We start from the raw sequence: 23,681 nt of genomic DNA on the forward strand, positions 1-23,681 counted from the left end.
CGGACACTCGCCCGGCACGCCCTGGAGCCTGCCCGCCCACTGCCTGCCGCGCACTCAGGCGACAGGGAGGGACGACTGTCGTCTACCGCGCCGACAACCGCGCCGACGCGGACAGCAACCGCACGTTGAGCGCGCCGTTGCCGAAGAACTGGGTGTTGTTGCCAACCGAGTGCGTCTCGAGCCGCTTCTGGAGGTTGGTGTCATAACGGCCGAGCTTCATCAGGCCATCGTTGAACCAGCCCGTGCCGCTCCCCGAGCCGTCGACGTACTCGGTGTACCTGCCGGCCGAGGGCCAGATGACGGAGTTGAGCGTCGCGGTGAAGGCGCGGACGTCCTGATCCGTCCACTCCATCTTCGCATCGCGCGCCTCGACGATGAAGGCCATCACCCCGTTGCCATGGGCCACGTCCTGGCCGGGGCGGGCGCGGGAGCCCCACTGGTCGCTCCAGAAGTAGGCCGACGCGTTGACGGGGTTGGGAGCCAGCTGCTTGCGCAGGGACGACGCGGCGTTGGGCAGGTTCTGGTTGATGTTGTTGAAGACAGCCATGTAGTTGGTCTTGCGCGCCGCGTCCGTCGTCATGAGCGACAGATCCATGGCGATGTAGGCCCAGTGCGCGGCCATGTGCGTCCTGTTGCGGTAGATGTAGCTGTTCGCCCCGCGCTTGAACCACTTCTCGAAGATGTTCTTCTCGGAGAACGCCAGCAGCTTGTCGTACTGCGCGCGGTAGTTGGTATTGCCGTAGACCTCGGGCGTCTCACGCATGGCGCGCAGCAGGCGCGTCACGTACCGCCAGCAGTAGCTCTCGAACAGCGGCACCTCCTGCCCCAGCGTGTCCGAGCGCGCCGAGGCCCAGCCCAGGTACACATCCTTGAACTGGCTCTTCGGCAGGGACGCGGAGCTCTTGGCGTTGTTCACCATGTTGTTGACATAGAGCAGGGCGCGGTCGAGGTATTCCGTCTTCCCCGTGGCCCGGAACATCGCGGTGTTCCCATCGATGCCATAGGCGAGGTCGTAGAATTGCCAGCTATCGAGCGAGGTGCTCTTGGGCAGGAAGCTGGAGGTGTGCTCCGAGTTCCAGTTCTTCCGGAACAGCGTCTCCCAGTCAGCCACGGAGCGCAGGCCAGCGGGCGTCGGGAGGGCGGCGAGCGCGTCCGAGTTCGAGGACAGTTCCTGCGCGAACTCCTCACCGGAGGCATCCAGCCCGGCATTGGGATCACAAGCCGCTCCGAACAGCACGGAGAGCAACATCAGCGAGGACACGGCGAGGCCACGGGTGCTTCGACGACAAAAACCAGACATCAATGGCGTCCTTTTGGGGGGTAACCCGACGCTCGACCGGAGGGTTACCCTGTGATGTGAACGCTGAATTGCGTTCTGTTAACGGCAGAAAAGAACGTGCGTCCACGAATTGAATTCCGGCATGGGCCTTGGGATGTGACGGACAGGTTGCTCGCTCCATGGTGCGAGCCGACATGGGCCTGGCTCTCAGGCGACTCTGGTAGGAGAGCGTGGGACAGGGGGAGGTGGCCATGACGATGGCGAAGCACATGACAACGACGACCCGGTTGAAGGCAGTCCTGGTTCCCGACGCGGGAAAGCTCGCGGTGTCGGAGGACTACTTCCGCTCGGAGCAGCACCTGCGCGCGGAGGGCGTGACCCACACGCTCGTCATCGAAGGAGCCGGAACAGGCTCACTGCGGATTCCGCTCATCGTGCGACCCATCGAGCAGACGCCCTACCGGGATGCCGTCTCCCCGTATGGCTACCCGAGCGGGGTGATGGACGGGCTGAGCGAGGTGCCGAAGCAAGCGGTGGACTGGCATGGCACCGAACTCGTCAGCATCTTCGTACGCGACCGCCTGACTGGTCCCCATTGCTTCGCGGGTGGAACGGGGCGCAACCAGGTGTTCTTCATCGACCCCCGCCTGCCCGTCGAGTTCCGGGAGATGCACCGCCGGCACATCCAACGCAACCTCCGGCAGGGCTTCGTGAGCACCTATGGCCCCGCGCGCGAGGCCTCGCTCGAGGAGCGGGAGGGATTCAAGGAAGTCTACCGGCAGACCATGGTCCGGGATGAGGCGAGCGCCCGGTACTTCTTCCCGGACACCTACTTCGAGGAGTTGTTCTCCGCACCCGCCGCCTGGCTCGCGACGACCCGCGCACCGAACGGCGACGTGGCATCCGCGGCCATCGGCGTCTCGAGCGATGGCGTGCTGCATTACTACCTCGGTGGAACAGCCGACGCCTACCTGTCGCGCTCGCCCGCGAAGAACATCTTCACCACGTTGCTCGAGCTCGGCAGGCAGCTTGGGATGCCGCTCAACCTGGGGGGAGGAATGCAACCGGGTGACAGCCTGGAAGCATTCAAGCGCGGCTTCGCCAACGCGAGCTTCCAGCTCTGCACCCACGAACTCATCTGCGATCCAGCGGTGTACGCCCGACTGTCCGAGGGCAGCCTCCCCTCGGACTACTTCCCAGCCTACCGGGCACCCCGGCGCTGAACCTGGAGCCGGGCCTGGAAACCAGGCCCGGCTCCGAGCACTCACCGCTGCTCGGACCGCCCACCCATCCCGGGCCTCGCCGGCTTGTACGTCGGGATGAGGTGGCGCAGGGCGAGCATCACTCCGGACGAGTCACCCGCCTGCGCCACCCGCCGCAGCCGCTCGAGCTGGAGCTGGAAGTCCGCGGGGGGCAAGGGGCTCTGGGCCACCTTGATGCGGTTGCGGACCTGGTGGGTGCGCTCCTCCTCCTCGCTCATGAGCGTCTCCTCGAGCTTCTCGCCCGGACGCAGTCCGGTGTAGACGATGTGGATGTCCTTGCCCGGCACCAGGCCCGACATGGTGATCATGTTCGCGGCGAGCTCGGCGATGCGCACGGGGGTGCCCATGTCGAGGATGCACAGCTCTCCATAGCCCGCCAGCCCCGCCTGCACCACGAGCCCGACGGCCTCGGGGATGACCATGAAGTAGCGGGTGCAGTCCGGGTGCGTCACCGTGACCGGCCCACCCCGCTGGATCTGCTGCTTGAAGAGTGGCACCACGCTGCCCGCCGAGCCGAGCACATTGCCAAAGCGCACGGCGGTGAAGGCGGTATGTGAACGAGCCGCGACGTCCCGGATGACCATCTCGGCGAGCCGCTTGGAAGCCCCCATGACCGAGGTGGGATGGACCGCCTTGTCGGTGGAGATGAGCACGAAGCGCTCCACGCCACAGACATCGGCCATGCGCGCGACGTTCAGGGTGCCAAAGACGTTGTTCTTGATGGCTTCCTCGGGCGAGTCCTCCATCAAGGGCACGTGCTTGTGCGCGGCCGCGTGGAACACGTACTCCGGGGCGTGATCCCTTCCAATACGCATCAGCCGCTCCTGGTCCCGGATGTCCGCCACGATGGCGCTCACCGGCAGCAGCGGGTAGCGCTCCTGGAGCTGGCGCACGAGGAAGTAGAGCTCGTTCTCGTTGATGTCGAGCAACACGAGCGAAGCGGGCCCATGCGCGGCGACCTGACGGGCGATCTCACTGCCAATGGAACCCGCGCTCCCGGTGACGAGGATGCGACGGCCCGCGACGCGCCGGTGCACCTCCTCCTGATCGAAGGAGACCACATCCCGGGGCAGCAGGTGCTCCGGGCTCAGCTCGTGCAGCATCGCGGCGGTGATCTTCTGGTCGAGGTAGGCGAAGGAGGCGGGAATGATCTTGAAGCCAACGCTCCGGTTCTTGCACAGGCCGAGAATGTGGCGGATGCGCTCGGGAGGCAGGCTGGGGATGGCGATGAGCACCTGGGTCACGCGGTGCCTGGCCACCAGCTCCGGCAAGGCATTGATGGAGCCGAGCACCTGTTTGCCATTGAGGAAGGTGCCGTGCTTGGCCGGATCGTCGTCCACGAGCCCGATGACATGCCAGGGGCTGCTCGGCGTGCGCAGCAGATCGTGCAACAGCAGGTCCCCGGCGCTACCAGCCCCGACGACGATCGTCCGCTGCGTGCCCTGGGCCCGGGAGCGCTTCTGATCGAGGTACCACAGCCGGACCGTCCGCGGGACGAAGCGGTAGAACCCCATCAGCGCCGTGGCGAGGATGAACTCGATGGCGACCACCGAACGCGGTGGGGCCTCGAAGAAGGAGAAGAGCCGGAGCGCCTCGAACACGAGGGTGGCGGACACGTTGGCCAGGACGAGCCGGACCGCCTCGTTGAGACCAGACCTGCGAAATGACCAGCGCTGCAACCCGAACCGCGCCAGCATGGCCAGACGCACCAGGAGCAGCAGCGGCACACCTTGCTTGAACGCCGTCCACCCCTGCTTGGGCAACACTCCATCGAAGCGCAGCATCATCGCGCACAAGAGCGCACTGCCCGTGAGGACCGCGTCCGTCAGCAACACGAACAATGAACGGAGGAGTGGAAAACACCGCTGACCACCTTCCGCTTGCGCCATCGGGCGCCCGGTCAATAGAAGTACTCCCCCACTCATTCCACGAGCCATCAGCTCTCCTCACTCTGAACTCATGCGGGCACCGCGCACGCCGTGCCGTCGTCCCGCTTAGGTTGACAGCAGAAGATGAACAGAAATGAGAACGATTGATAGCTGCCCTCGGGAGCATGGCACTGTGATAGGAAAAACATGAAAGGCAATGAGCCCGATCCTCGTCCTGTCGGGCAAGTCGCGGGGCGCGCCACGCCGCGCCACATCTGCACGGACGCGGGCACGAGCCGCGCACGTGCAGCCCCACGAAGACTGTTCACGCGGCATCCCGGGAGGTGAGGCATGCGTATCAATGACGAGGTGGGTGGTGCCGATTGCCCATCCAAGCCCTATCTTCCGCTCCGGTGAATGCTCGTGGCACAAACGAAAACAAAACCCAGGCTGGTCATCTATGGATGTGGAGGCCACGGAAAGGTGGTCGCCGACATCGCGTTGGCCCGCGGCATGACCGTCGAGGGCTTCCTCGACGACAGAGCGCTCGAGGGGAAAAGGGTTTTCGGCCTTCCCATCCTCGGTGGGCCCGCGTGGCTCGAGGTGTTCCGGTCCGAAGTGAGTGTCGCGCTGGGAATTGGAGAGAACCGCGCGCGGTACCGCATCTACAAGCTGTGCGAAAGGCTGGGAATGACGCCGGTCACCTTGATCCATCCCACCGCCACCGTGGCGGCGTCCGCCCAGCTCGGAGCGGGCGTCGTGGTCATGGCCCAGGCGGTCATCAACCCGGACGCACGCGTCGCGAATGGGGCGATCATCAACAGCGGCGCCATCGTCGAGCACGACTGCGAGATCGGCGCGTTCGCCCACCTCTCCCCCAACGCGACACTGGGGGGAAACGTGAGGATCGGGGCCCTCACGCACCTCGGCCTCGCGGCCTCGGTCCTGCCTGGCAAGGCCGTCGGAGAGGAAACGGTGGTCGGCGCCGGCGCGGTGGTCACCTCCGACATTCCCTCCCGAGTGGTGGTGGCTGGCGTTCCCGCGCGCGTTCAACGCCAACGCGAGGAGACCTGAGTTGGAACCCGCCGTCGACCCGTTCATTCGTCAACGAGAGCGGGGTCCGGTAGGCCGGGAAATAGGACTCGGCGAGTGGCTGGGCATGGTGATGCTTCCAGCTCTCGACCAATCGCTCGTACACCTCGTGATGGTACACCTTCTTCCCATGGTTGAGCGGCAGCGTGCCCTCCGGGTTGAAGCGGTGCTTGAACTGAAAGAGGGAGTCCCTCCCCCGGTGGCCCCCACCCAGGTGGAAGACACGCAGCCCGTTGCGCCGTGCCCACAGCGCGATGTGATGGAATTGGAAGGTGTTCGTCCCGAGGTGCAACGACGCCGTCTCCGAGGCGCCCAGGTGGTAGGTGAGCACATCTCCCTCGCGCAGGCACAGGGCGGCGGAGATCATCCGTCCGTCGAGGAAGACCGCGCCGAACAGAGCACTCCGGCCCAGGCGCGAGAAGAGCCGCTCCAGGTACTCCGCCGAGAAGTAGTAGTACGGAAGCGCTCCCACCTTGTCCATCGTGGCCCGGTAGAGGCGATAGAACACCTCCAGTTGCTGGAGCGCCTCGTGCCCTTCGAGCACACGAAACTCCAGCCCACGCCTCGGCGCCTTGCGGATGTTCCGCTGGTGGCTGGGGTGATAGAACTCGAAGAGTTCCTCCTCCGTCCGGCTCAGGTCGATGAAGACGCTCTCCCGATCGTAGACGACGTCCATCGTCCCCTCGAACAGCCGGTGGTTGCCCGACAGAGGGTGGAAGCGCACGAACTCGCTGACGATGTTCGCACCGCGACACCAGGCCTCGAACTCCGCCCGGAACTCCCAGAGGAGTTGCGCGTGGGGCTCCGCGCAGAGCGGGCTCCCATAACCGTAGGTGGGGCTGATGATGTCATACCACTCCCCCTCGAGCCTCGCGCCGCGGGCGAAGGGCAGTTCCTGGAGCGGCCTGCGGATGAAGACATAGCAGACCGTGTTGCCCTCATCGTCCTCGTAGACGAAGAGAAAGGGTTCACCATCTCCCATGCAATGGCACAGCTCCGCATAGGCGTGGCGGTAATAGATGTCCTTGCATGAAGTTCGCGCGTACGCGCGCTCCCACCGCTCCGGCTCGGAGAACGAGATGATCTGGTGCATGGTCCACTGGACTGTGCAGCGTGAATGGAAACGCGGCAAGCAGGCTGTCAGACGGAGGGGATGGACCACCACTGAACAGCCAGGCGCATCAGCGAGCGGAGCAGACGACCCCGACGCAGTCGCCCGCGCCATTGCCCCGCGCGACGTTGCCGCCTCCGTCGCTCACGCCCGGCACATGAAGACCCCAGCCCGTGTTGTCGATCGCGACGTTGCGGGACACCGTGAGGGTGCTGGGGACCAACACCCGGAGACCGTCCCCTTGGTTGTGCAGGAAACGATTGCCACTCACCCCGCCGGTGAGCGCGGGTGGCACATACTCCGGCAGATCGGCCAGCGTCAGGCCGCTCCCGTTTCCCCACCAGGTACTGCCCTGGACGTCGACCGTCCTGGCCCGGACCTGGAGCTCCCCTCCATTCTCGATGACCCATGAGTCACGCAGCACGAAGTTGAACGGCTCCCAGACCGGCGCGTCGGTGGCGGAGAGTGAGCCGTTGCGCGCGAGCACCGTCCGAACGAACGAAGCCTCCTGGCAGACGCCGTAACCAAACTGGCCGAGCCGCAGGTCACCCACGACCGTGTTCCGCACGATCGAACTCGACGAGAAGGAGACGCGGCCATAGGGGCACCACATCACTGTCTCGTTCTGGAGGAAGGTCGAGCCCACCACTTCGACGGAATGGCTGTTCGCGGACAACGCGAGCCGATTGCCGAGGAAGAACGACGACCGCACCTCGAACACGCCACTGCTCGCGTCCTGCTCACTGCCCAGTCCCGAGCCATTCCTGATCAGCCGGCAGTCCGTGACCGTCAACGTCGTGTTGCCTCCACGGTCGTAGACGGCAATCCCGTTGTCGATGAACGTGAGCCCGGACAGCCCCACCCGCTCCGGTGAAGGCAGCACCTCGCCACCGATGACATAGCCCTGGTCGAACCCCCGGATCGTGCCGTTCCTCACCGTGCTGTCGACCGATACCCTGATGCCCTCGGACACTCCCGTCCCCGAGCCCACGCGGCGCACGGTGTGGCCGCCGAGATCGAGGATGACGCCCGCGCCGGCGACTCGAAGCGCGGGGACCTCCGTGCCCGGGCACGAGAGATCGCGGGTGAGCCGGGTGCTCGCGGTGATGGTGTCGCCGCATTGGACACCGGCCTGCTTCGCCTCCGCGCCCCCGATCCGCACGGTGGTTGATCCCGAGAGCAGCATCACCAGGCCCATCGCCACGGTGACAACACCTTGTGCCTGACCCATGATGCCGCCCCCCGGTCCAAGAAGGCCCCTTGCCCCAGCCCATGGACGCTAAACCCCCACCCGTCGGCGGACAAGCCGTACCGGAAGGCGGACACGGAGTGCCGTCCCGGACAAAGCCATTCGTCTTCCATCGTCTCCGCCACCGGAAGGCCTGAAATGTTGGTGGAGCGGCACGCCCCGGCACCGGCGAGCAATGGCTCTCCAGTGCACGGTGGCGCATATCCTACGAGCCCCAGGGAATAGCTCCCGGCCTCGTCAGGCGACCGAGGCCAGGCCCACCTTCGCGCTCCATCTCAAGCAAGCAGCACCTCTTGCGTCATCCCCTCTCTCCGGGCAGTCGTCACCCGTTGCAATGCCAGCCGCTTTCCGGGGAGCGGCGGGGGAGTCATGACGCCCATGCGATTCAAGTTCCTTGAACCCTTCAGGAGGAGTGCGGGGCCGCTCGCACTGCTCTTCCTGTTGGCCGTGGCCTTGCCGATAGCCCGTCAATCAAACACGCCGCCGGGCAAGCCATTCGCCCCCCAAGCGCAACCCCCGCGGAACAGCACCGCCTGGGTCTTCCTCCGCCAGAAGGTGGACCTGCGCCCGGCCTTCGGGATGAAGGACTGGAGCGCGCGCGGGCGCTTCGTCGTGGAGCAGCTCCAGTCCGTGGCCCGGACCAGTCAGGGCGATCTCCGCGCCCAATTGCGGAGCCAGGGCGTGGAGCACCAGCCCTACTGGCTCCTCAACGTCATCCGCGTGAAAGCGGACGACGAGACCCTCAAGGCGTTGGCCCGGCGGCCCGACGTCGAGCGCATCCTCCTGGAGGAGCAGTACCGCATCCCGACGCCACGCCCCGGGATGGGGCTGCAACCCACCCCCGGAGCCATCGAGTGGAACATCGCCCGCGTCCGCGCCCCCGAGGTCTGGTCCACCTTCGGCATCCGCGGCGAGGGCATCGTCATCGGCAGCATCGACACCGGCGTCCAGTTCGACCACCCCGCGCTGGCCCGGCAGTACCGCGGGCGCCTCCCGGATGGGAGTCTGGATCACAACTACAACTGGTTCGATCCCTCCAAGGTCTGTGGCAACCCCTCGCTGGCGCCCTGCGACAACATCGGCCACGGCACACACACCCTGGGCACCATGGCGGGAGATGATGACGGCGGCAACCAGATTGGCGTGGCGCCGGGCGTGCGGTGGGTGGCCGCCAAGGGCTGCGAGGACCTGAGCTGCTCGCCCGAGACACTGCTGGCCGCCGGCCAGTGGATGCTCGCCCCCACGGATCTGAGCGGCAACAACCCGCGGCCGGACCTGCGGCCGCACGTCATCAACAACTCGTGGAGTGACGGGCCGACGAATCCCTTCTTCCAGTCCCTCGTGCAGGCCTGGGTCGCCTCGGGCATCTTCCCCGTCTTCTCCGTCGGCAACCCCCAGCCGGCCACCTGCGGCAGTGTGGGCGCGCCCGCCGCGTACCCCGAGAGCTACGGGGTCGGCGCCTTCGATAGCGACGGGAACATCGCCTCCTTCTCCGCCCGGGGCCCCTCGGCGTTCGAGGGCCTCACCCGACCCGACATCGCCGCGCCCGGCGTGAACATCCGCAGCAGCGTACCAGGCGGCTACGAGTCCCTCAGCGGCACCTCCATGGCGGCTCCTCACGTGGCGGCCACGGTGGCGCTGATGTGGTCCGCGGCTCCATCGCTGCTGGGAGACGTGGAGACCACCCGCGCCCTGCTCGATGCGTCGGCGGTGGACCGGGAAGATCTGAGCTGCGGAGGCACGTCGGGAGACAACAACGTCTGGGGGGAGGGCCAGCTCGACGCCTTCGCCGCCGTGGAGCGCTCTCCCGTCGGTCCCGCCGGCAGCGTGAACGGCGTGGTGACCGATGCGTCCACCGGGGCCCCCCTGGCCGGCGCACGGGTCGTGGCCGAGGGGCCCTTCACACGGGAAACGGTCACGGATGCGGAGGGCCAGTACTCCCTGACGCTGCCAGTGGGAACGTACCGCGTCTCCGTCACCCTCTTCGGCTACGAGCGCCAGAGCGTGGAAGGGGTGGTGGTGACCGAGGGCGGCGTCGTCCGCCTGGACTTCGCGCTGCGCCCGGTGCCAGTGCATACCGTCTCGGGCCGGGTGCTCGACACCTCCGGGGCTCCCATCGCCTTCGCCCACGTCACCCTCCTGGGCACTCCCCTGCCCACCGCCCTCACCGACGCGGCCGGCACCTGGCGCATCGAGGGCGTGCCGGAGGGCGAGTACGACGTGCGGGTGGAGGCGGACGGCTGCTTCCTGCCGCGCACCGAGCACCTGGTCGTGGACGGCGACGAGTCGCTGGAGCTGGTGCTGGAGTCCCGAACGGACGCCTACGGCTACTCCTGCCGGTACGAGCCGCCCGCCTATGTCGAGGCCACCACGCCCCTCGCTCTGGACGGGGATGACAGCGCGGTCCAGGTGAGCCTGCCCTTCGCCTTCACCTTCCATGGCCAGACGTACGGCACCGCCTACGTCTCCACCAACGGCCACCTGAACTTCCTCGAACTCAACACGAGCTTCTTCAACGAGCCCATCCCCAGCCCGCTCCCGCCCAACGCCGCCATCTTCGCCCTCTGGGACGATCTCCTCGTCGACGGGGAGTCCAGGATGCTGACACTGACGAGGGGCTCGGCCCCCACGCGCGAGTTCGTCATCGAGTGGCGCAACGTGGCCTTCCTCAGCGACGGGTCCCAACGCGTCGACTTCGAGATCATCCTCTCCGAGCGGGGAGACATCCTCCTGCAGTACCGCGGCATCTCCGACGCCGGGTTCGAAAGGGGAGAGTCGGCCACGGTGGGCATCGAGAACGAGAAGGGAACCGTCGGGTTGCAGTACTCGTTCAACACGCCCTCGCTGCGCGACGAGCGGGCGATCCGCTTCACCCTGCCCCCCAACGGCTTCATCGAGGGCGTGGTGACCGACGCCAATGACGGTCTGCCACTCTCCGGCGCCACCGTGCGCGCGCTCGAGGGGGAGCGGGAGGTGCGCTCGGTCACCACCGGCGCGGACGGCCGCTACCGCATGCAGCTCTTCCTCGGCACGTACACGCTGGAGGCCTCCGCACCACCGAACTACGTCACCGAGACGGACACGGTGACGCTCTCCACGGACGGCCAGGTGGTGGAACACCACTGGGTGCTGCGCACGGCGCGCGCCGTACTCGAACCCACCGTGCTCGAGTTCATCGTGCCGCGAGGAGAGCGACGGATCCAGGACCTGACCCTGCGCAACATGGGCTCCGCGCCCCTCGGGTGGACGTTGCAGGAGGCGGGCGGCGACCGGGTGGGCGTCGTTTCCCGGCGTGGGCTCATCCGCAGCCTGAAATATGATCCGAACAGCCACACCACGCGGGAGGTGTTCGGCGGCGGGGCACGGCCCGGTTGGGCACCGACGCTGACGGGAGACGTCCTGAGGAGCTGGCCGGCCACGGGGCTCGGGCTGCCCTGGGGCGTGGGCTACACGGGCAATGTCTGGCTCTCGGATACACCCGGCAAGAGCAACCACGAGTTCACCGTGGACGGGATGACCACGGGACGCAGCTGGCTGGCACCGTGGGCGGGGGACTGGCTGGCGGACATGGCGCACGACGCGGGCCGCGGCCTGATGTGCCAGGTCAACGTCGGAGGTGACAACGGCATCCATTGCTGGGATCCGGACACCGGCAACGTCGTGGACTCCATCACGGGCGAGTTCCCCTGGACCGCGATCTCGCAGCGAGGCCTGGCCTACCGGCCCGATGACGACACCTTCTACGTCGGTGGCTGGAACGAGGGCATCATCTACCACGTCAAGGGGCTGTCCCATCCGGACAGGGGCGCGGTCATCGGCCAGTGCAGACCGCCGGATGGCCTCATCTCCGGCCTGGCCTGGAATCCGTCCTTCCAGGTGCTCTGGATGGCCACCAACAGCCCGAGTGACACCCTCTACGAACTCAACCCGGATACCTGCACGGTGCTGGCGACCCTGGCGCACCCCACTCCCGGCTTCAGCGGTGGAGGCCTGGAGTTGGATGAGCGGGGCAATCTGTGGATGGTCAGTCAGAGAACCTCCCAAGCGTACCTCGTCGAGAGCGGCGTGCCGGTCTTCTCGGACGTGCCCTGGCTCTCGGAGAGCCCCGAGCTTGGGAGGCTGGCCGCTGGCCGCGAGCAGCGGATCGCCGTCACGGCGGATGCCTCGGGACTGGAGCCAGGCATCTACCACGCCACGCTGTACTTCCGGAGCAACAGCGGGCGCGAGCCCACGCTGCAGGTGCGCGTCGTCCTGATCGTGCCGGAGTACTACCAGGGCGTGAACGTGGGAGATGGCTCCCATATCGACCGCGCGGGCAACCTCTGGGCGCCCGACCGGCGGTACGCCCGCGGGAGCTGGGGATACGTCGACCCGTCCCAGGAGGTCCGGACCAGATCCTCCATCCGCGGCACGGACGAGGATCCGCTCTACCAGACGGGCCGGCGTGGCTTCTTCGAGTACCGCTTCGATGGCCTGCCTCCGGGCGTGTACCAGCTCGACCTGCGCTTCGCGGAGATCCAGGACGTGCGACGCCGGGAGCGCCTCTTCGACGTGGTGGCGGAGCAGACCCTCCTGCTGCCGGCGCATGACATCGCGGGGGAGGTGGGCAGGTTGACGGCGGATGACCACGGCTTCTTCCTCGAGGTCACCGACGGCCAGCTCAACCTCCGGTTCATTCCGCGCGAGGGCTACGGGGAGCCGCTCGTCAACGCCCTGCGGATCATCCACCGGCCGGATCGGTAGGGCCCGGGCAAGGTGTCCGGGCAAGGTGTCAGACGATTCGCGGGCAAGGTGTCCGCGGGCAAGGTGTCAGACGATTCGTAGGGGACGAATCCTCTGACACCTTCCCGGGGGGGACGAATCCTCTGACACCTTCCCGGGGCGCCTCGTGAGGGCGGGGGTATGCTGGCCCGCCACTCCACAGAGAGGACGGTTCATGCTGGAAGCAGTTCCCGCGGAGAAGGACGCCGCCACGGCCACACTCCACGCGCTGATCGCGAGCGAGTGGCAGTACCAGCTCGAGCACTGCCCCACCTATGCGTCGGTGCTGGGCGATCGCCGCTGGAACGACCGCTGGGACGACCGGAGCCTCACCGCCATCGAGGCGGACCATCGGCACAACCTCCAGATTCTCGCGCGGCTCCAGGAGATGGATCGCCAGCAGCTCCCGGCCGAGGACCAGCTCACCTACGATCTGTTCCGGCGAGACTACGAGCTGTGGATCGAGGAGCACCGGCTCAAGTGGCACCTGCTGCCCACCAACCATATGGGCGGGATCCCGGAGGGCATCAAGCAGCCTCCGGGCCTCCAGACGGCCTACCAGCTCGCCGACACGCTGCGCTTCTCGACGACGAAGGACTACGAGGAGTGGATTGCCCGCCTCGACGGCTTCGGCACCTACGTGGATCAGATCGTCGCGCTCATGCGCGAGGGCATGCGTGAGCGCCTCATGTATCCCCGGGTCGTCCTGCAGCGCATCCCGCCCCAGCTCGAGAAGCAGCTCGTGGACGACCCCGCGAGGAGCGGGTTCTACAGTCCCTTCACGCGCTTTCCCTCCAGCATCCCCGTGGCCGAGCAGCAGCGGCTGTCCGCCGCCGGCCATGCCGCCATCGCGCGCGGGGTGCTGCCCGCGCTCACGCGCTTCCACCAGTTCCTGACGTCCGAGTACCTCCCCGCCGCGCCCGAGCAGGTGGGCGCCTGGCAGTTGCCGGAGGGGCAGGCGCTGTATGGCTTCTTCGCTCGCAAGTACACGACGACGAACCTGCTCCCGGAGCAGATCCACGAGCTCGGACTGGCCGAGGTCCAGCGCATCCACGCCGAGATGGAAGCGGTGAAGGAGAAGACGGGCTTCCAGGGCTCGCTCCACGAGTTCTTCCAGTTCCTGCGCACGGACCCCCGCTTCTATTGCAAGAGCGGTGAGGAGTTGCTGCTGCGCTATCGCGCCCTCGCCAAGCAGATCGACCCGCGCACGGTGAAGCTGTTCAAGACCCTGCCGCGGCAACCCTATGGTGTCGAGCCGACCCCGGAAGCCATGGCCCCGGATGCCACCACGGGCTTCTACTACCCCGCCGCGTCCGACGGCTCCCGCCCTGGCACGTACCTGGTGAATCTCTATCGTCCCGAGACGCGGCCCACCTGGGAGATGGTGCCCCTCACGCTGCACGAGGCCATGCCCGGACACCACCTGCAGACGTCACTCGCCGCCGAGCAGGAGCAGCTCCCCGACTTCCGGCGCTATGGCTACCACGTGGCCTACGGCGAGGGCTGGGCCCTCTACTGCGAAACGCTGGGGGACGAGCTCGGTCTGTACGACGACCCGTACGACAAGTTCGGTCAGCTCTCCTACGACATGTGGCGCGCCGTGCGGCTGGTGGTGGACACCGGCATGCATGCGCGGCGCTGGAGCCGGCAGCAGGCCATCGACTACTTCCTGGAGAACGCGCCGCGTCAGCCCCTGGACGTCATCAACGAGGTCGACCGTTACCTCGTCTGGCCGGGTCAGGCCCTGGCCTATAAGGTGGGACAGCTCAAGTTTCGCGAGCTGCGCACACGCGCCGAGCGCGAGCTGGGCGCGCGCTTCGACGTCCGCGAGTTCCATGACGTGGTGTTGCTCGGCGGCTCCCTGCCGCTGGACATCTTGGAGCAGCGCGTCGAGGCGTGGGTGGCCAGGACCCGCCTCGCCTTCAAGGGCGGATGAGTCCCCATTACGCCCTTGCGGCGAACGGCACGACGGGTCGCGTGGCCGTTGCCGCGACTCGCGTTAGGGTGGCGCCCCCCTTCATGGAGGATGTCACATGAGACGAGTACTGCTCACCGCCGTGATTCCCACCCTGCTGCTCTCCGGTTGCGCCAGCACCACCGCCGCGACGCCCACGGAGCGCACCGCGCCGACGGCCACCCACACCACCATTGCCGCGCTCGACGAAGCGATCTCCGGCGCCTGGCGCGATCCGAAGAATGTCGCCCGAGACGGGCACCGCCATCCGAAGCAGACGCTGGGCTTCTTCGGCGTCACGCCGGACCAGACGGTCATCGAGATCACTCCCGGCGGTGGCTGGTACAGCGAGCTCCTCGCGCCCTACCTGCGCGACAAGGGCCACTACGTCGCCGCGGTGTGGGACGACGCGATCGCCGGTCAGCCCAAGTACCGCTACGAGCTCAACCAGAAGCTGCGCGAGAAGTTCGCCGGCAACGCCGCGGTCTACGGCACGCCCGAGGTGCGCGTGTTCGATCCCGCGAAGCCGGACTTCGGCGCCGCCGGGTCGGCCGATACGGTGCTCACGTTCCGCAACGCGCACAACTGGGTCAGCGACGGCACCGCACCGGCGTACTTCAAGGCGTTCTACGACGTGTTGAAGCCGGGAGGCACCCTGGGCGTCGTCGATCACCGCGCCAAACCGGGGACCGACCTCGAGGTGATGAAGAAGTCCGGCTATCTGACCGAGGAGCTGGTCATCGAGCTGGCCCAGGGCGCCGGGTTCGTGCTCGCGGACAGGAGCGAAATCAACGCCAACCCGAAGGACACCGCCGACCATCCCAACGGCGTGTGGACCTTGCCTCCCAGCAACAGGCACGACGCGGCCGACGATGCGAAGTACCAGGCCATCGGAGAGAGCGACCGCATGACGCTGCGCTTCACCAAGCCCGCCGGCGCCCAGTGAAGGAAGGATGAAGGCGGGGGGAAGGTGTCCGGGGAAGGTGTCAGAGGATTCGAGCCTCCCGGCACCTGACCCCCTGCCCACTCAGCGGCGTGCGGTCACGACGGGCTGATAGAAGCCCGACTCCTCGGGTGGGTGCCACCGGATGCGCGTGAAGCCCGCCGCGCCGAGCGCCGCGTCCAGTTCGGCGCGCCGGAGCGCGCGGTACACCGTCCTGTGCTGGAGCGTCTCCCACTGCCCACCACGCTGGCGCACGAGGAAGAGCGAGAACGCATAGGTACGGCCATCCTCGGCCCAGTCCCACACCTGGAAGACGATGCGCCGGCCCTCGGGCGAGTCGATGACCTGGGGCTGCGTGGCGTGAGGCTTCTCCTCCAGGAGCTTGTCGTAATCCCGTAGGGTGGCGAGGAACACGCCCCCGGGCCTCAGCTTCACCGAGACGGCGCGCGTGGCGGCGCGCAGCTCCTCGTCGGTGAGCAGGTGGGGGAGCGCGTTGTCGCAGGAGAGCACCGCATCGAACGTCCCGGGCACCTGCGTGTCGAGGGTGCGCAGGTCCGCGACGCCCGTGGTGAGCGGCACGCCGAGCGAGGAGGCCTCATGCGCGGTGCGTTGCACCGAGGTGGGGCTGAGGTCCGTGGCGTGGACGCGGTGGCCGCGCGAGGCGAGCCCGAGTGCTTGTGTGCCAATGCCGCACGAGGCATCCAGCAACGTGTAGGGGCCGGGGCCCAGTTCCGCACCGAGCAGCCGGTCCAGCACGTCGCCCTGCCAGGCGATCGAGCGCCGCCAGTCGGCGAAGATGAGGTGATAGTCACCGGCGAGTTGCTCGTAGAAGTCGAGAACGGAATCGGCCATGTGCGCTCTCCCTTGGGATTCCTACCGCCACCTCTGCATGGAAGCACCTCCAGCCTTGGGGGTGCCGCAAAGCCATAACACACTGCGTAAAAAACGTTTTCCAAGACATCCGTGCCAAAAGGTGGTAGAATGCATTGAGGCGACAGCACCGCATACACCACTGCTGGGAGTGTTCTGGGACTGGAGTCCGAGGCGTTCCCACACGTCGCCGTCGGGCGCTGCTCGGTCCAGCAGATGCACGCCCCCTTTCTGCTCGAGAACAACCGCGGTTTCCTGACGGAGGAAGAAAGCCATGAGATTGAGATCCCAGAAGCAGGGAGTGGTGTCTTCGGCTGTGTTTCTGGCGGTAGCCCTGGCGTCAGCCTGTGGAGGAGCCGACAGTCCTGTCACGGCCTACGACACGGACAGCGCGCTGAGCGCCGCCTCCGCGCCCCTGGCAGTGATTGACGCGAAGACCCTGACGGACACCACGGCACCGCTGCTGCTGCCGCTGTCTGGGACCCGGACCTACAGCGCTCCGGTCGAGACGTCGAGCGGGCATGAGCCCTCCAATTACAAGGCGGCGCCCGTGGTGCCGAGCATCGTGCCGGCCAAGAGCGATCCGACAGGAGGCGTGCTGACCTTCGAGCGAGAAACGGCGCCGCTGGAAGGGTGGCATGCCTGGGCCCGTGACGGAGCGGCTGGCAAGCATCGCCAGGTGCTGGTCTCCGGCGGTTCCTCGGCGGCGGCCAACCGTATCTACACCGTGTACACCAAGGAGCAGCTGGTCAATGCCATCCGCGAGGCCAGGAACGAGCCCAAGATCATCCGGGTGGTCGGGCACATCGACTTCCGGGTGGATGGTGGCGTGTTCAAGGAATACACCAGCTATGACGACCTGAAGAGTGGCGGCTCCCTCTTCATTCCGTCCAACACCACGCTCGTGGGAATCAAGGACGCGAATGGCAAGCCCGCCAGGATTTCCGGTACGCAGCTCTTGATCGGCAACGAGAACGCCAACTTCGAGGTGGACTTCAAGGCCTGGGTGGCGGCGGGAAAGAACCCGGATGCCTTCCCGGGTTGGACCCGCAACGTCATCGTCCGCAACCTGGCCATCGACACCATGTGGGACGTGAACCCGGAGGATTCATCCAACGCCTATGCCGACGGCATCTGCGTCGCCTGGGCCCAGAACGTCTGGATCGATCACATCACCCTGACGGATCTCCCGACCCCGTCGTCCATGTCCTCGGATACCCGCCATGACGGAGGCCTGGACGTGGTGCGTGGCTCCGACTACGTCACCATCTCCAACAGCTACTTCACCATACACGGCAAGACGACCCTGGTGGGCAACAGCGATGCCGGGCGGCAGTGGAGCGATGAGGGCCGCCTCCACGTCACCTTCACCGGCAACCACTGGGAGGGCGTGAACAGCCGGACGCCGCGCGTGCGCTATGGCCAGGTGCACATCTACAACAACCTGGTGACGGGTGACACCAACCCGAGTGCCGCCAATGGCACCATTCCCGCCGGAGCGGCCGCGTCGGACGTCAAGTTCGAGAGCGCCATCGGCGTGGGCTACAAGGCCGACATCCTGGCGGAGAACAACTACTACAACATGAAGACCCTCAAGCCGAAGGAGGTCTGCGGCAAGCTCGTGACCGATCACGGCAAGGGGGTGAGCTTCCGCAGCAGCGGGGCCCGCTTCATCAGCAACAAGGACGACGCCGGCAAGCCCATGACGGCCACGATCGACGTGCAGTTGCAGGGCTGCGATGGCATTCCGGTGGCCAACCTCTGGAGCCCGCCCTACAGCTACACGCTGAAGACGGCGGACACCGCCAAGACCGCGGTCCTGGCGAACGTCGGCGCGGGCAAGCTGTAGCGAGTACCCGAGCCCGGTGCCCAGACTCAGGCGCGAACCTCGCGCGAAGCCGACGGGCGCCCCGTGTACCCGAGCACCTGCTCCACCTGCACCGCCCGGTGTGAGTAGGTGTGCTCGGCCAGCACCCGGCGGCGTGCCGCGTCGCCCAGGTCGCGCACGCCCTCGTCCGTGAGGCACAGCACCGCCTCGGCCACTTCCAGCCCATCCCGGGCCACCAGGCACTCCCGCCCGGGCTCCAGGAACAGCTCGATGCCCTCCCAGGTATCGGTGATGAGGCACGAGCCCGCGCCCGCGGCGGCGAACAGGTGCGCGGAGGGAGAGAAGCCAAAGCGCGCCATTCCCTCGCGGCTCACGTCGAGCACCGCGCGCGCCGAGCCCCGCATGACGTTGTGCGCACACGGGGTGAGGTCGCCCAGGTAGCGCACGTTGGCGGGGCGCGGCCGGTCCGCCCACCCCGCCCCCCCGAGCAGGAAGTGTTTGTCCGGCAGCAGTTCCGCGGCCCGCAGGAAGAAGCACTCCACGCGCGGATCCAGGTCCGGCAGTCGATCCTCCAGCAGCGCCAGGGCACAGCCGAAGCGTGGATCCGCGGACACCGGGTAGTGCAGGTCCGGGTCCACCGCGCTGTACACCGGTACGCAGTCGCGTGCCCCCAGGTCCCGGTAGGCCAGCACCACCCGGTCGCCCCCGCCCTGGGTGAGGATGCAATCGTAGAGCGGCACCAGCGCGCGCAAGGAGTCCCCCGGCTCGCGCAACAGGCGCTCCAGGGTCACCGGCGCGTCCAGGTCCCAATACACCACCTGGGTGCGGCCCGAGCGCAGCTCCAGCACCCGGTGGTTGAGCCACTCGTCGTGGAAGCCCCCGCCGCTGGCCTTCACCACCACGTCCACGCCCCGCGCCTGCTCCAGACACCGCTCCAGCCCCGAGGTGTCCTCCACCGGGTACACCACGACGCGCGCCCAGGACGGCGTCGGCAGGTCGTGCTGGAGCGGAAGGCCGGCGAGCGCTGGCTCGTAGCAGGTGATGTGGTGCCCGCGCGCGTGCAGGGCCCGGAGGATGCCGCGGTAGTACATCGAGGCCCCGTTCCACCACGCCGAGGCAAGGCTCGCGCCAAAGAAGGCGATCCGAAGTCCCTGGCTGCGCATGTCCGCTCCTTTTCCCGCCCCCACCAGCCCCCCAGATGGGTGTCGACGCGGGCTACCCCCTCAAAGAACCCGAGAGCGACCCCAATCCGCCCCCGCCTTCGCCCGTGCCAGCTGGGGCTGGGAGGGCGAACTCCGCTGGGAGACCTCCCCCATGCGACCGTAGAGCGCAACATAGGCATCCGCCATGCGCTCCGGGGAGAACTCCAGTGCCCGCGTGCGTGCAAGGGTGGACATCCGGCCCCGCAGGACAGGCTCCGCCACCAGCCGGCGCAGCGCCCGCCCCCACATCTCCGTGTCCTCTGACGGCACGAAGACGGCGGCGTCCTCCCACATCTCCCGCAGGGAGGGAATATCACTCAACACCAGGGCACACCCGGCGAGCGCGGCCCCCAGGGCGGCCAGGCCCGAGGGCTCCTCGCGCGAGGAGAGCACGAACAGGGAGGCCCGACCGAGACGCTCCACCAGCGCCGCGCGGGGCAGTTCCCCCAGCAGGTGCAGGGCACGCGAGCGCACGAGGCCACCCGCGGGGTGCTCGCGGGAGCCAGCCACGAGCACGGGCCAGTCCAGCCGGGACGCCACCGCCTCCAGCACCTCCAGGTTGCGTGCCTCGTCCCACGGCGTCCCCGTGGTGAAGAGGAAGGGTTCGCGCACGGGGGAGGGAGGGAAGTCCACATGGCGGCAAGCGGGCGGGATGACGCTGGTGGAGGACAGGGGCCCGGCCTGAAGCTCCAGGGACTCGAGCAGCGCGTGGGAAGGCGCCACCACGTGGCCCGCGGCCCTCAACCCCCGCGTCACCTCCGCGAGATAGCGCGGCTCGCACCGTGCTCGCGCCCGGGGGCACGCATGGCCCACCACCAGCGGCTTGCGCTTCCAGGGCAGCGCGCCGTGGCAATAGCCGTTGAGATGGACCACGTCCGGCAGGTACCTGGCCTCCAGTTCCAACAACCAGGCCCCCGCCTCGGCGACGTCGTCCCAGGCGTCCGGCATGTCCTCGGAGCGCCAGACGCCCTGCTCCACGCGCAGCCCGGGCACGTCACGCGCCTCGGCCCACTGTGCCAGCGTGAGCGGAGCGCCCAGGGTGGCCAGCGTCACCGCCAGGCCCCGCTCGCCCAGGGCCCGGCTCAACTCCAGCGCGCACGTCCACTCTCCTCGCGAGGACTGCGTGCTCATGAGCACGTGACGCACCCGTCCCTTCCCGCTCGATGACGCGGGAGAGGAAAACGGGGACGAAGGACGCTCACGCATGGATGAGAGGTAACACGACCTCGCCAGCCCACCAGACGGGGGGCCCCCTGCTTCCGGGCTGGTGAACGGAGCGGTCTCCGAGGCGATGACTCGTCAACGCTCGGAGTGACCGGGGGCGGACATCACGCCCCGACACGCGAGAACGTACTTGTCAGACCGTTGCGCCCTGGGTGGGGGGAGGCGGCACGTGTCGATCGAGATGCCGCACCGCGCAAAGCGTCTTTCTATTCGTCCGGGCGCGGACTTCTCTCGCACCGGCGAACGGATGCGGAGAAGCCGACAAGAGTTGCTGACACGAGTCGCCCGGGTTGTGGGCCAGGTCAGTGAACAGGTCGTGCCGCCCCAGGACAGGGCGCCTCGGGGCACCGGTAAAGCCTGACGTTCAATGCCCAATACCCATGACGCAGCAGGACAAGGCAACTCATCACATCGCGCCCTCCGCGGTACCTCGCATCAAACTGACTTTTCGGGCTACCCAAGTGCACCCAAGGAGGCTATATCCCCGGAAAACGTTTTCCTTGGATGAACACGAGTCGTGAGCCCGCGTGCTACCCCCACGCGAGCAAGCGGCCCTGTGGTGTTCCGGTGCTTGTACCCGACGACAACGAGATTGGCACGGCATGACGAGCCGCGCCACGCACGGAGACACTCATGCAATCAGCCGTCATCGCCAGCAGCGCTCGCGTCTCCAACCGCTATCGCTGGACCGTGTGTGCGCTGCTGTTCTTCGCGACCGTCATCAACTACATGGATCGGCAGATCCTCGGCCTGCTCGCGCCGATCCTCCAGAAGGACATCGGCTGGACGCAGGTGGAGTACGGCCGCATCGTCATCTCGTTTTCGGCCTTCTATGCGATCGGGCAGCTGTGTTTCGGCCGCATCGTCGATTGGCTCGGCACGCGTGTTTCGTACGCGGTGGCGATGGTGATGTGGAGCGCGGCGGCGATGCTGCATGCGGCCGCGGGCACGGTGGCCGGCTTCGCGTTCATGCGGGCATTGCTCGGCCTCGGCGAAGGCGGCAACTTTCCGGCCGCGATCAAGGCGACCACCGAATGGTTCCCGCGCCGTGAGCGCGCGCTCGCCACGGGCATCTTCAACTCGGGCGCGAACATCGGCGCGGTCTTCGCGCCGGCCATCATTCCGCCGCTGGCGCTCGCGCTCGGCTGGCGCGCCGCGTTCGTGATCATCGGCGCGATCGGCATCGTGTGGATGCTGTTCTGGCTCACCATCTACCGTCCGGCCGATGCCGCCACGCAGGCGGCCTACGAGGACGCCGAACCGGTGCACGCCGACACGGGCACCGGCTCTCCCGGCTGGGGAGTGCTGATCCGAAAGCGCCAGACCTGGGCGTTCCTGCTCGGCAAGTTCCTGACCGATCCGGTGTGGTGGTTCTATCTGTTCTGGCTGCCGAAGTGGCTCAACGAGGCGCGCGGCATGGACCTGCAGCACATCGGGCTGCCGCTCGTGTGCATCTATGCGCTCACGACGATCGGCAGCATTGGTGGCGGCTGGATTTCATCCACGCTGCTGCGCAACGGCTGGAACGTGAACCGCGCGCGCAAGACGGCCATGCTGATCTGCGCGTGCTGCGTATTGCCCATCGCCTTCGTCTCCCAGGTGGACAATTTGTGGGCCGCGGTGGTGATCATCGGACTGGCGGCGGCGGCGCATCAGGGCTGGTCGGCCAATCTCTACACCATCGTGTCGGATCTCTTTCCGCAGCGCGCCGTCGCCTCGGTGATCGGCATCGGCGGAATGGCGGGCGCATTCGGAAGCGTGCTGTTTTCCGAGGTCATCGGACAGGTGCTCCAGCGCACCGGCCACTACTGGGTGCTGTTCGTGATCGGTGCACTCGGCTATCTTCTCGCGCTCTCGATCATGCATCTGCTGGTGTCGGACATGAAGCCCGCCAGCCTCGAGGCGTGAGCACCGGGGAGTCCAACACGCCGCGCATCGCCCCCGCGCGGCCGCCGCTCGTGATGCGGCTCATCCGCGCCGGGCGGTGGACTCGCGCACGATGAGCCGCGGCTCGAAGGTCGCGTACCCACTGTCAGGCCCACCGCCCAGTGCGTCGAGCAGTTTGAGCATGGCGAGTTCGCCCATCTTCTCGCTCTGGATGTCCACCGTGGTGAGCGACGGTGCCGAGTACTCTCCGTACGGCACGTTGTCGATACCGGTCACCGACACGTCCTGTGGCAGCCGGAACCCGAGCGAGGCCGCTTCCTTCATGAAGCCGAGCGCGATCAGGTCGTTGTAGCAGATGACCGCCTCGGGCCGGTTCGGCCCCAGCATCACGCGCGAGCACGCGCGTTCACCGGCCTGCGCGGTGGGTGCATTCGCATCGTGGACCTCGAGGGTCAGGCCGGACTCGGCGAGGCATGCGCGGGCGCCGCGAATCCGCTCGTCGTTGATGCGCGCCTGCCCGAAGCCGAGGTAGGCGATGCGCCGATGTCCCTGGTTCAGCAGATGCTGCGCGAGCATGTAGGTCGCCAGCTGGTTGTCGATGCCGACGCTCGGAATCGGCAGCCGCTGGCTGCGGCGCAGCAGCACGACGGGCTTGTTGAGCTCGAGCAGCCATTGCAAGGCCTCCTCGGGCATGCGCGAGCTGACGATCAGACCGTCGACGCGCTGGGCGAGCGCCTCGATCAGCGGCCGCTCGCGCGCCTGGTTCTCCTCGGTATCGACGAGCAGCAGCGTGTAGTCGTGCTGCAGCGCGACGCGGTTCGCGCCCTTCACGACACTGGTGAAATGCGGGTTGCTGATGTCGAGGATCGTCAGGCCGATGGTGCGCGTCTCTCCGGTAATCATCGAGCGCGCCAGCGGATTCGACCGGTAGCCGAGCTTCTCGATGGTCGCCTTCAGCTTCGCTTCGACCGGCGCGGAGAAGCGCTGCGCGCCGTTGATGTATTTCGACACCGTGGCGACCGACACGCCCGCGGCGGCCGCCACGTCGCGAATGGTCGGTGAGGGTTTTTTCATCGTGTTAACCAATTTTCGCAGGAAAGCAGCCCGTGTGGTACGGCAAAAGTCGGTGCCCCCGGGCCGCAGGTGTCCGC

The 23,681-nt window shown here is 67.3% G+C and carries 15 protein-coding genes; 7 read left to right on the forward strand and 8 right to left on the reverse strand.

Features of this window, described 5'->3' with window-relative positions; genetic code table 11:
* Positions 1 to 82 precede the first annotated feature (82 nt).
* Positions 83 to 1,300 (reverse strand): hypothetical protein, encoded by a 1,218-nt coding sequence (locus tag CYFUS_RS43770; RefSeq protein WP_095990621.1) that lies wholly within the window; start codon positions 1,298 to 1,300, stop codon positions 83 to 85.
* 230 nt (positions 1,301 to 1,530) lie between these two features.
* Between CYFUS_RS43770 and CYFUS_RS43775 the strand changes: the two genes are divergently transcribed.
* Positions 1,531 to 2,502, forward strand: a complete 972-nt coding sequence (locus CYFUS_RS43775; protein WP_095990622.1) for a GNAT family N-acetyltransferase — start codon at positions 1,531 to 1,533, stop codon at positions 2,500 to 2,502.
* A 41-nt stretch (positions 2,503 to 2,543) separates the two neighbouring features.
* Here the strand turns inward: CYFUS_RS43775 and CYFUS_RS43780 are convergent, their stop codons facing one another.
* Positions 2,544 to 4,376, reverse strand: a complete 1,833-nt coding sequence (locus CYFUS_RS43780) for a polysaccharide biosynthesis protein (RefSeq protein ID WP_232537147.1) — start codon at positions 4,374 to 4,376, stop codon at positions 2,544 to 2,546.
* 450 nt (positions 4,377 to 4,826) lie between these two features.
* Between CYFUS_RS43780 and CYFUS_RS43785 the strand changes: the two genes are divergently transcribed.
* Positions 4,827 to 5,483 (forward strand): acetyltransferase, encoded by a 657-nt coding sequence (locus CYFUS_RS43785; RefSeq protein ID WP_095990624.1) that lies wholly within the window; start codon positions 4,827 to 4,829, stop codon positions 5,481 to 5,483.
* Here the strand turns inward: CYFUS_RS43785 and CYFUS_RS43790 are convergent.
* On the reverse strand, positions 5,407 to 6,594 hold the full coding sequence (locus CYFUS_RS43790) for a lipid II:glycine glycyltransferase FemX (RefSeq protein ID WP_157758989.1): 1,188 nt from the start codon (positions 6,592 to 6,594) through the stop codon (positions 5,407 to 5,409). The genes CYFUS_RS43785 and CYFUS_RS43790 overlap by 77 nt on opposite strands.
* A gap of 88 nt (positions 6,595 to 6,682) precedes the next feature.
* On the reverse strand, positions 6,683 to 7,843 hold the full coding sequence (locus CYFUS_RS43795; RefSeq protein WP_157758990.1) for a right-handed parallel beta-helix repeat-containing protein: 1,161 nt from the start codon (positions 7,841 to 7,843) through the stop codon (positions 6,683 to 6,685).
* A gap of 396 nt (positions 7,844 to 8,239) precedes the next feature.
* On the opposite strand from CYFUS_RS43795, the gene CYFUS_RS43800 reads away from it, so the two are divergent.
* The 3 genes from CYFUS_RS43800 to CYFUS_RS43810 all read left to right on the forward strand — a co-directional run bounded on the left by CYFUS_RS43800 (position 8,240) and on the right by CYFUS_RS43810 (position 15,522).
* Positions 8,240 to 12,604, forward strand: a complete 4,365-nt coding sequence (locus tag CYFUS_RS43800; RefSeq protein ID WP_198316343.1) for a carboxypeptidase regulatory-like domain-containing protein — start codon at positions 8,240 to 8,242, stop codon at positions 12,602 to 12,604.
* A 193-nt stretch (positions 12,605 to 12,797) separates the two neighbouring features.
* Positions 12,798 to 14,558, forward strand: coding sequence for a DUF885 domain-containing protein (locus CYFUS_RS43805; protein ID WP_095990628.1), 1,761 nt, complete (start codon positions 12,798 to 12,800; stop codon positions 14,556 to 14,558).
* A gap of 97 nt (positions 14,559 to 14,655) precedes the next feature.
* Complete coding sequence (locus CYFUS_RS43810) at positions 14,656 to 15,522, forward strand: class I SAM-dependent methyltransferase (protein ID WP_095990629.1); 867 nt, start codon at positions 14,656 to 14,658, stop codon at positions 15,520 to 15,522.
* 81 nt (positions 15,523 to 15,603) lie between these two features.
* Here CYFUS_RS43810 and CYFUS_RS43815 read toward each other — a convergent pair whose 3' ends face one another.
* Positions 15,604 to 16,371 (reverse strand): class I SAM-dependent DNA methyltransferase, encoded by a 768-nt coding sequence (locus tag CYFUS_RS43815; protein WP_095990630.1) that lies wholly within the window; start codon positions 16,369 to 16,371, stop codon positions 15,604 to 15,606.
* 292 nt (positions 16,372 to 16,663) lie between these two features.
* Here CYFUS_RS43815 and CYFUS_RS43820 point away from each other — a divergent pair, with 292 nt between their 5' ends.
* The gene (locus CYFUS_RS43820) at positions 16,664 to 18,238 is read left to right on the forward strand and encodes a pectate lyase family protein (RefSeq protein ID WP_232537149.1); all 1,575 of its coding nucleotides are present in this window, start codon (positions 16,664 to 16,666) and stop codon (positions 18,236 to 18,238) included.
* A 26-nt stretch (positions 18,239 to 18,264) separates the two neighbouring features.
* On the opposite strand, the gene CYFUS_RS43825 is transcribed toward CYFUS_RS43820, so the two are convergent.
* Entirely contained in the window at positions 18,265 to 19,380 is a 1,116-nt protein-coding gene (locus CYFUS_RS43825) for a CgeB family protein (RefSeq protein ID WP_095990632.1), read from the reverse strand.
* Positions 19,381 to 19,440: 60 nt separating this feature from the next.
* Positions 19,441 to 20,565, reverse strand: a complete 1,125-nt coding sequence (locus CYFUS_RS43830; RefSeq protein WP_232537150.1) for a glycosyltransferase family 4 protein — start codon at positions 20,563 to 20,565, stop codon at positions 19,441 to 19,443.
* A gap of 711 nt (positions 20,566 to 21,276) precedes the next feature.
* Between CYFUS_RS43830 and CYFUS_RS43835 the strand changes: the two genes are divergently transcribed.
* Positions 21,277 to 22,551: an MFS transporter gene (locus CYFUS_RS43835; protein ID WP_095990633.1), complete on the forward strand. Its 1,275-nt coding sequence runs from the start codon at positions 21,277 to 21,279 to the stop codon at positions 22,549 to 22,551.
* 60 nt (positions 22,552 to 22,611) lie between these two features.
* Here CYFUS_RS43835 and CYFUS_RS43840 read toward each other — a convergent pair whose 3' ends face one another.
* A complete protein-coding gene (locus tag CYFUS_RS43840) occupies positions 22,612 to 23,604 on the reverse strand; it encodes a LacI family DNA-binding transcriptional regulator (protein ID WP_095990634.1) in 993 nt (330 codons plus the stop codon).
* Between the last annotated feature and the right edge of the window lie 77 nt (positions 23,605 to 23,681).

It is taken from the genome of Cystobacter fuscus, assembly GCF_002305875.1.
GTDB classification, from domain to species: domain Bacteria; phylum Myxococcota; class Myxococcia; order Myxococcales; family Myxococcaceae; genus Cystobacter; species Cystobacter fuscus_A.

Bases quoted from the DNA above. Each gene is read 5' to 3' on its own strand.
- CYFUS_RS43820 (WP_232537149.1), top strand. From the start codon at position 16,664: ATGAGATTGAGATCCCAGAAGCAGGGAGTGGTGTCTTCGGCTGTGTTT.
- CYFUS_RS43800 (WP_198316343.1), top strand. From the start codon at position 8,240: ATGCGATTCAAGTTCCTTGAACCCTTCAGGAGGAGTGCGGGGCCGCTC.
- CYFUS_RS43815 (WP_095990630.1), bottom strand. From the start codon at position 16,371: ATGGCCGATTCCGTTCTCGACTTCTACGAGCAACTCGCCGGTGACTAT.
- CYFUS_RS43825 (WP_095990632.1), bottom strand. From the start codon at position 19,380: ATGCGCAGCCAGGGACTTCGGATCGCCTTCTTTGGCGCGAGCCTTGCC.
- CYFUS_RS43770 (WP_095990621.1), bottom strand. From the start codon at position 1,300: ATGTCTGGTTTTTGTCGTCGAAGCACCCGTGGCCTCGCCGTGTCCTCG.
- CYFUS_RS43840 (WP_095990634.1), bottom strand. From the start codon at position 23,604: ATGAAAAAACCCTCACCGACCATTCGCGACGTGGCGGCCGCCGCGGGC.
- CYFUS_RS43795 (WP_157758990.1), bottom strand. From the start codon at position 7,843: ATGGGTCAGGCACAAGGTGTTGTCACCGTGGCGATGGGCCTGGTGATG.
- CYFUS_RS43805 (WP_095990628.1), top strand. From the start codon at position 12,798: ATGCTGGAAGCAGTTCCCGCGGAGAAGGACGCCGCCACGGCCACACTC.
- CYFUS_RS43790 (WP_157758989.1), bottom strand. From the start codon at position 6,594: ATGCACCAGATCATCTCGTTCTCCGAGCCGGAGCGGTGGGAGCGCGCG.
- CYFUS_RS43835 (WP_095990633.1), top strand. From the start codon at position 21,277: ATGCAATCAGCCGTCATCGCCAGCAGCGCTCGCGTCTCCAACCGCTAT.
- CYFUS_RS43785 (WP_095990624.1), top strand. From the start codon at position 4,827: ATGCTCGTGGCACAAACGAAAACAAAACCCAGGCTGGTCATCTATGGA.
- CYFUS_RS43775 (WP_095990622.1), top strand. From the start codon at position 1,531: ATGACGATGGCGAAGCACATGACAACGACGACCCGGTTGAAGGCAGTC.
- CYFUS_RS43810 (WP_095990629.1), top strand. From the start codon at position 14,656: ATGAGACGAGTACTGCTCACCGCCGTGATTCCCACCCTGCTGCTCTCC.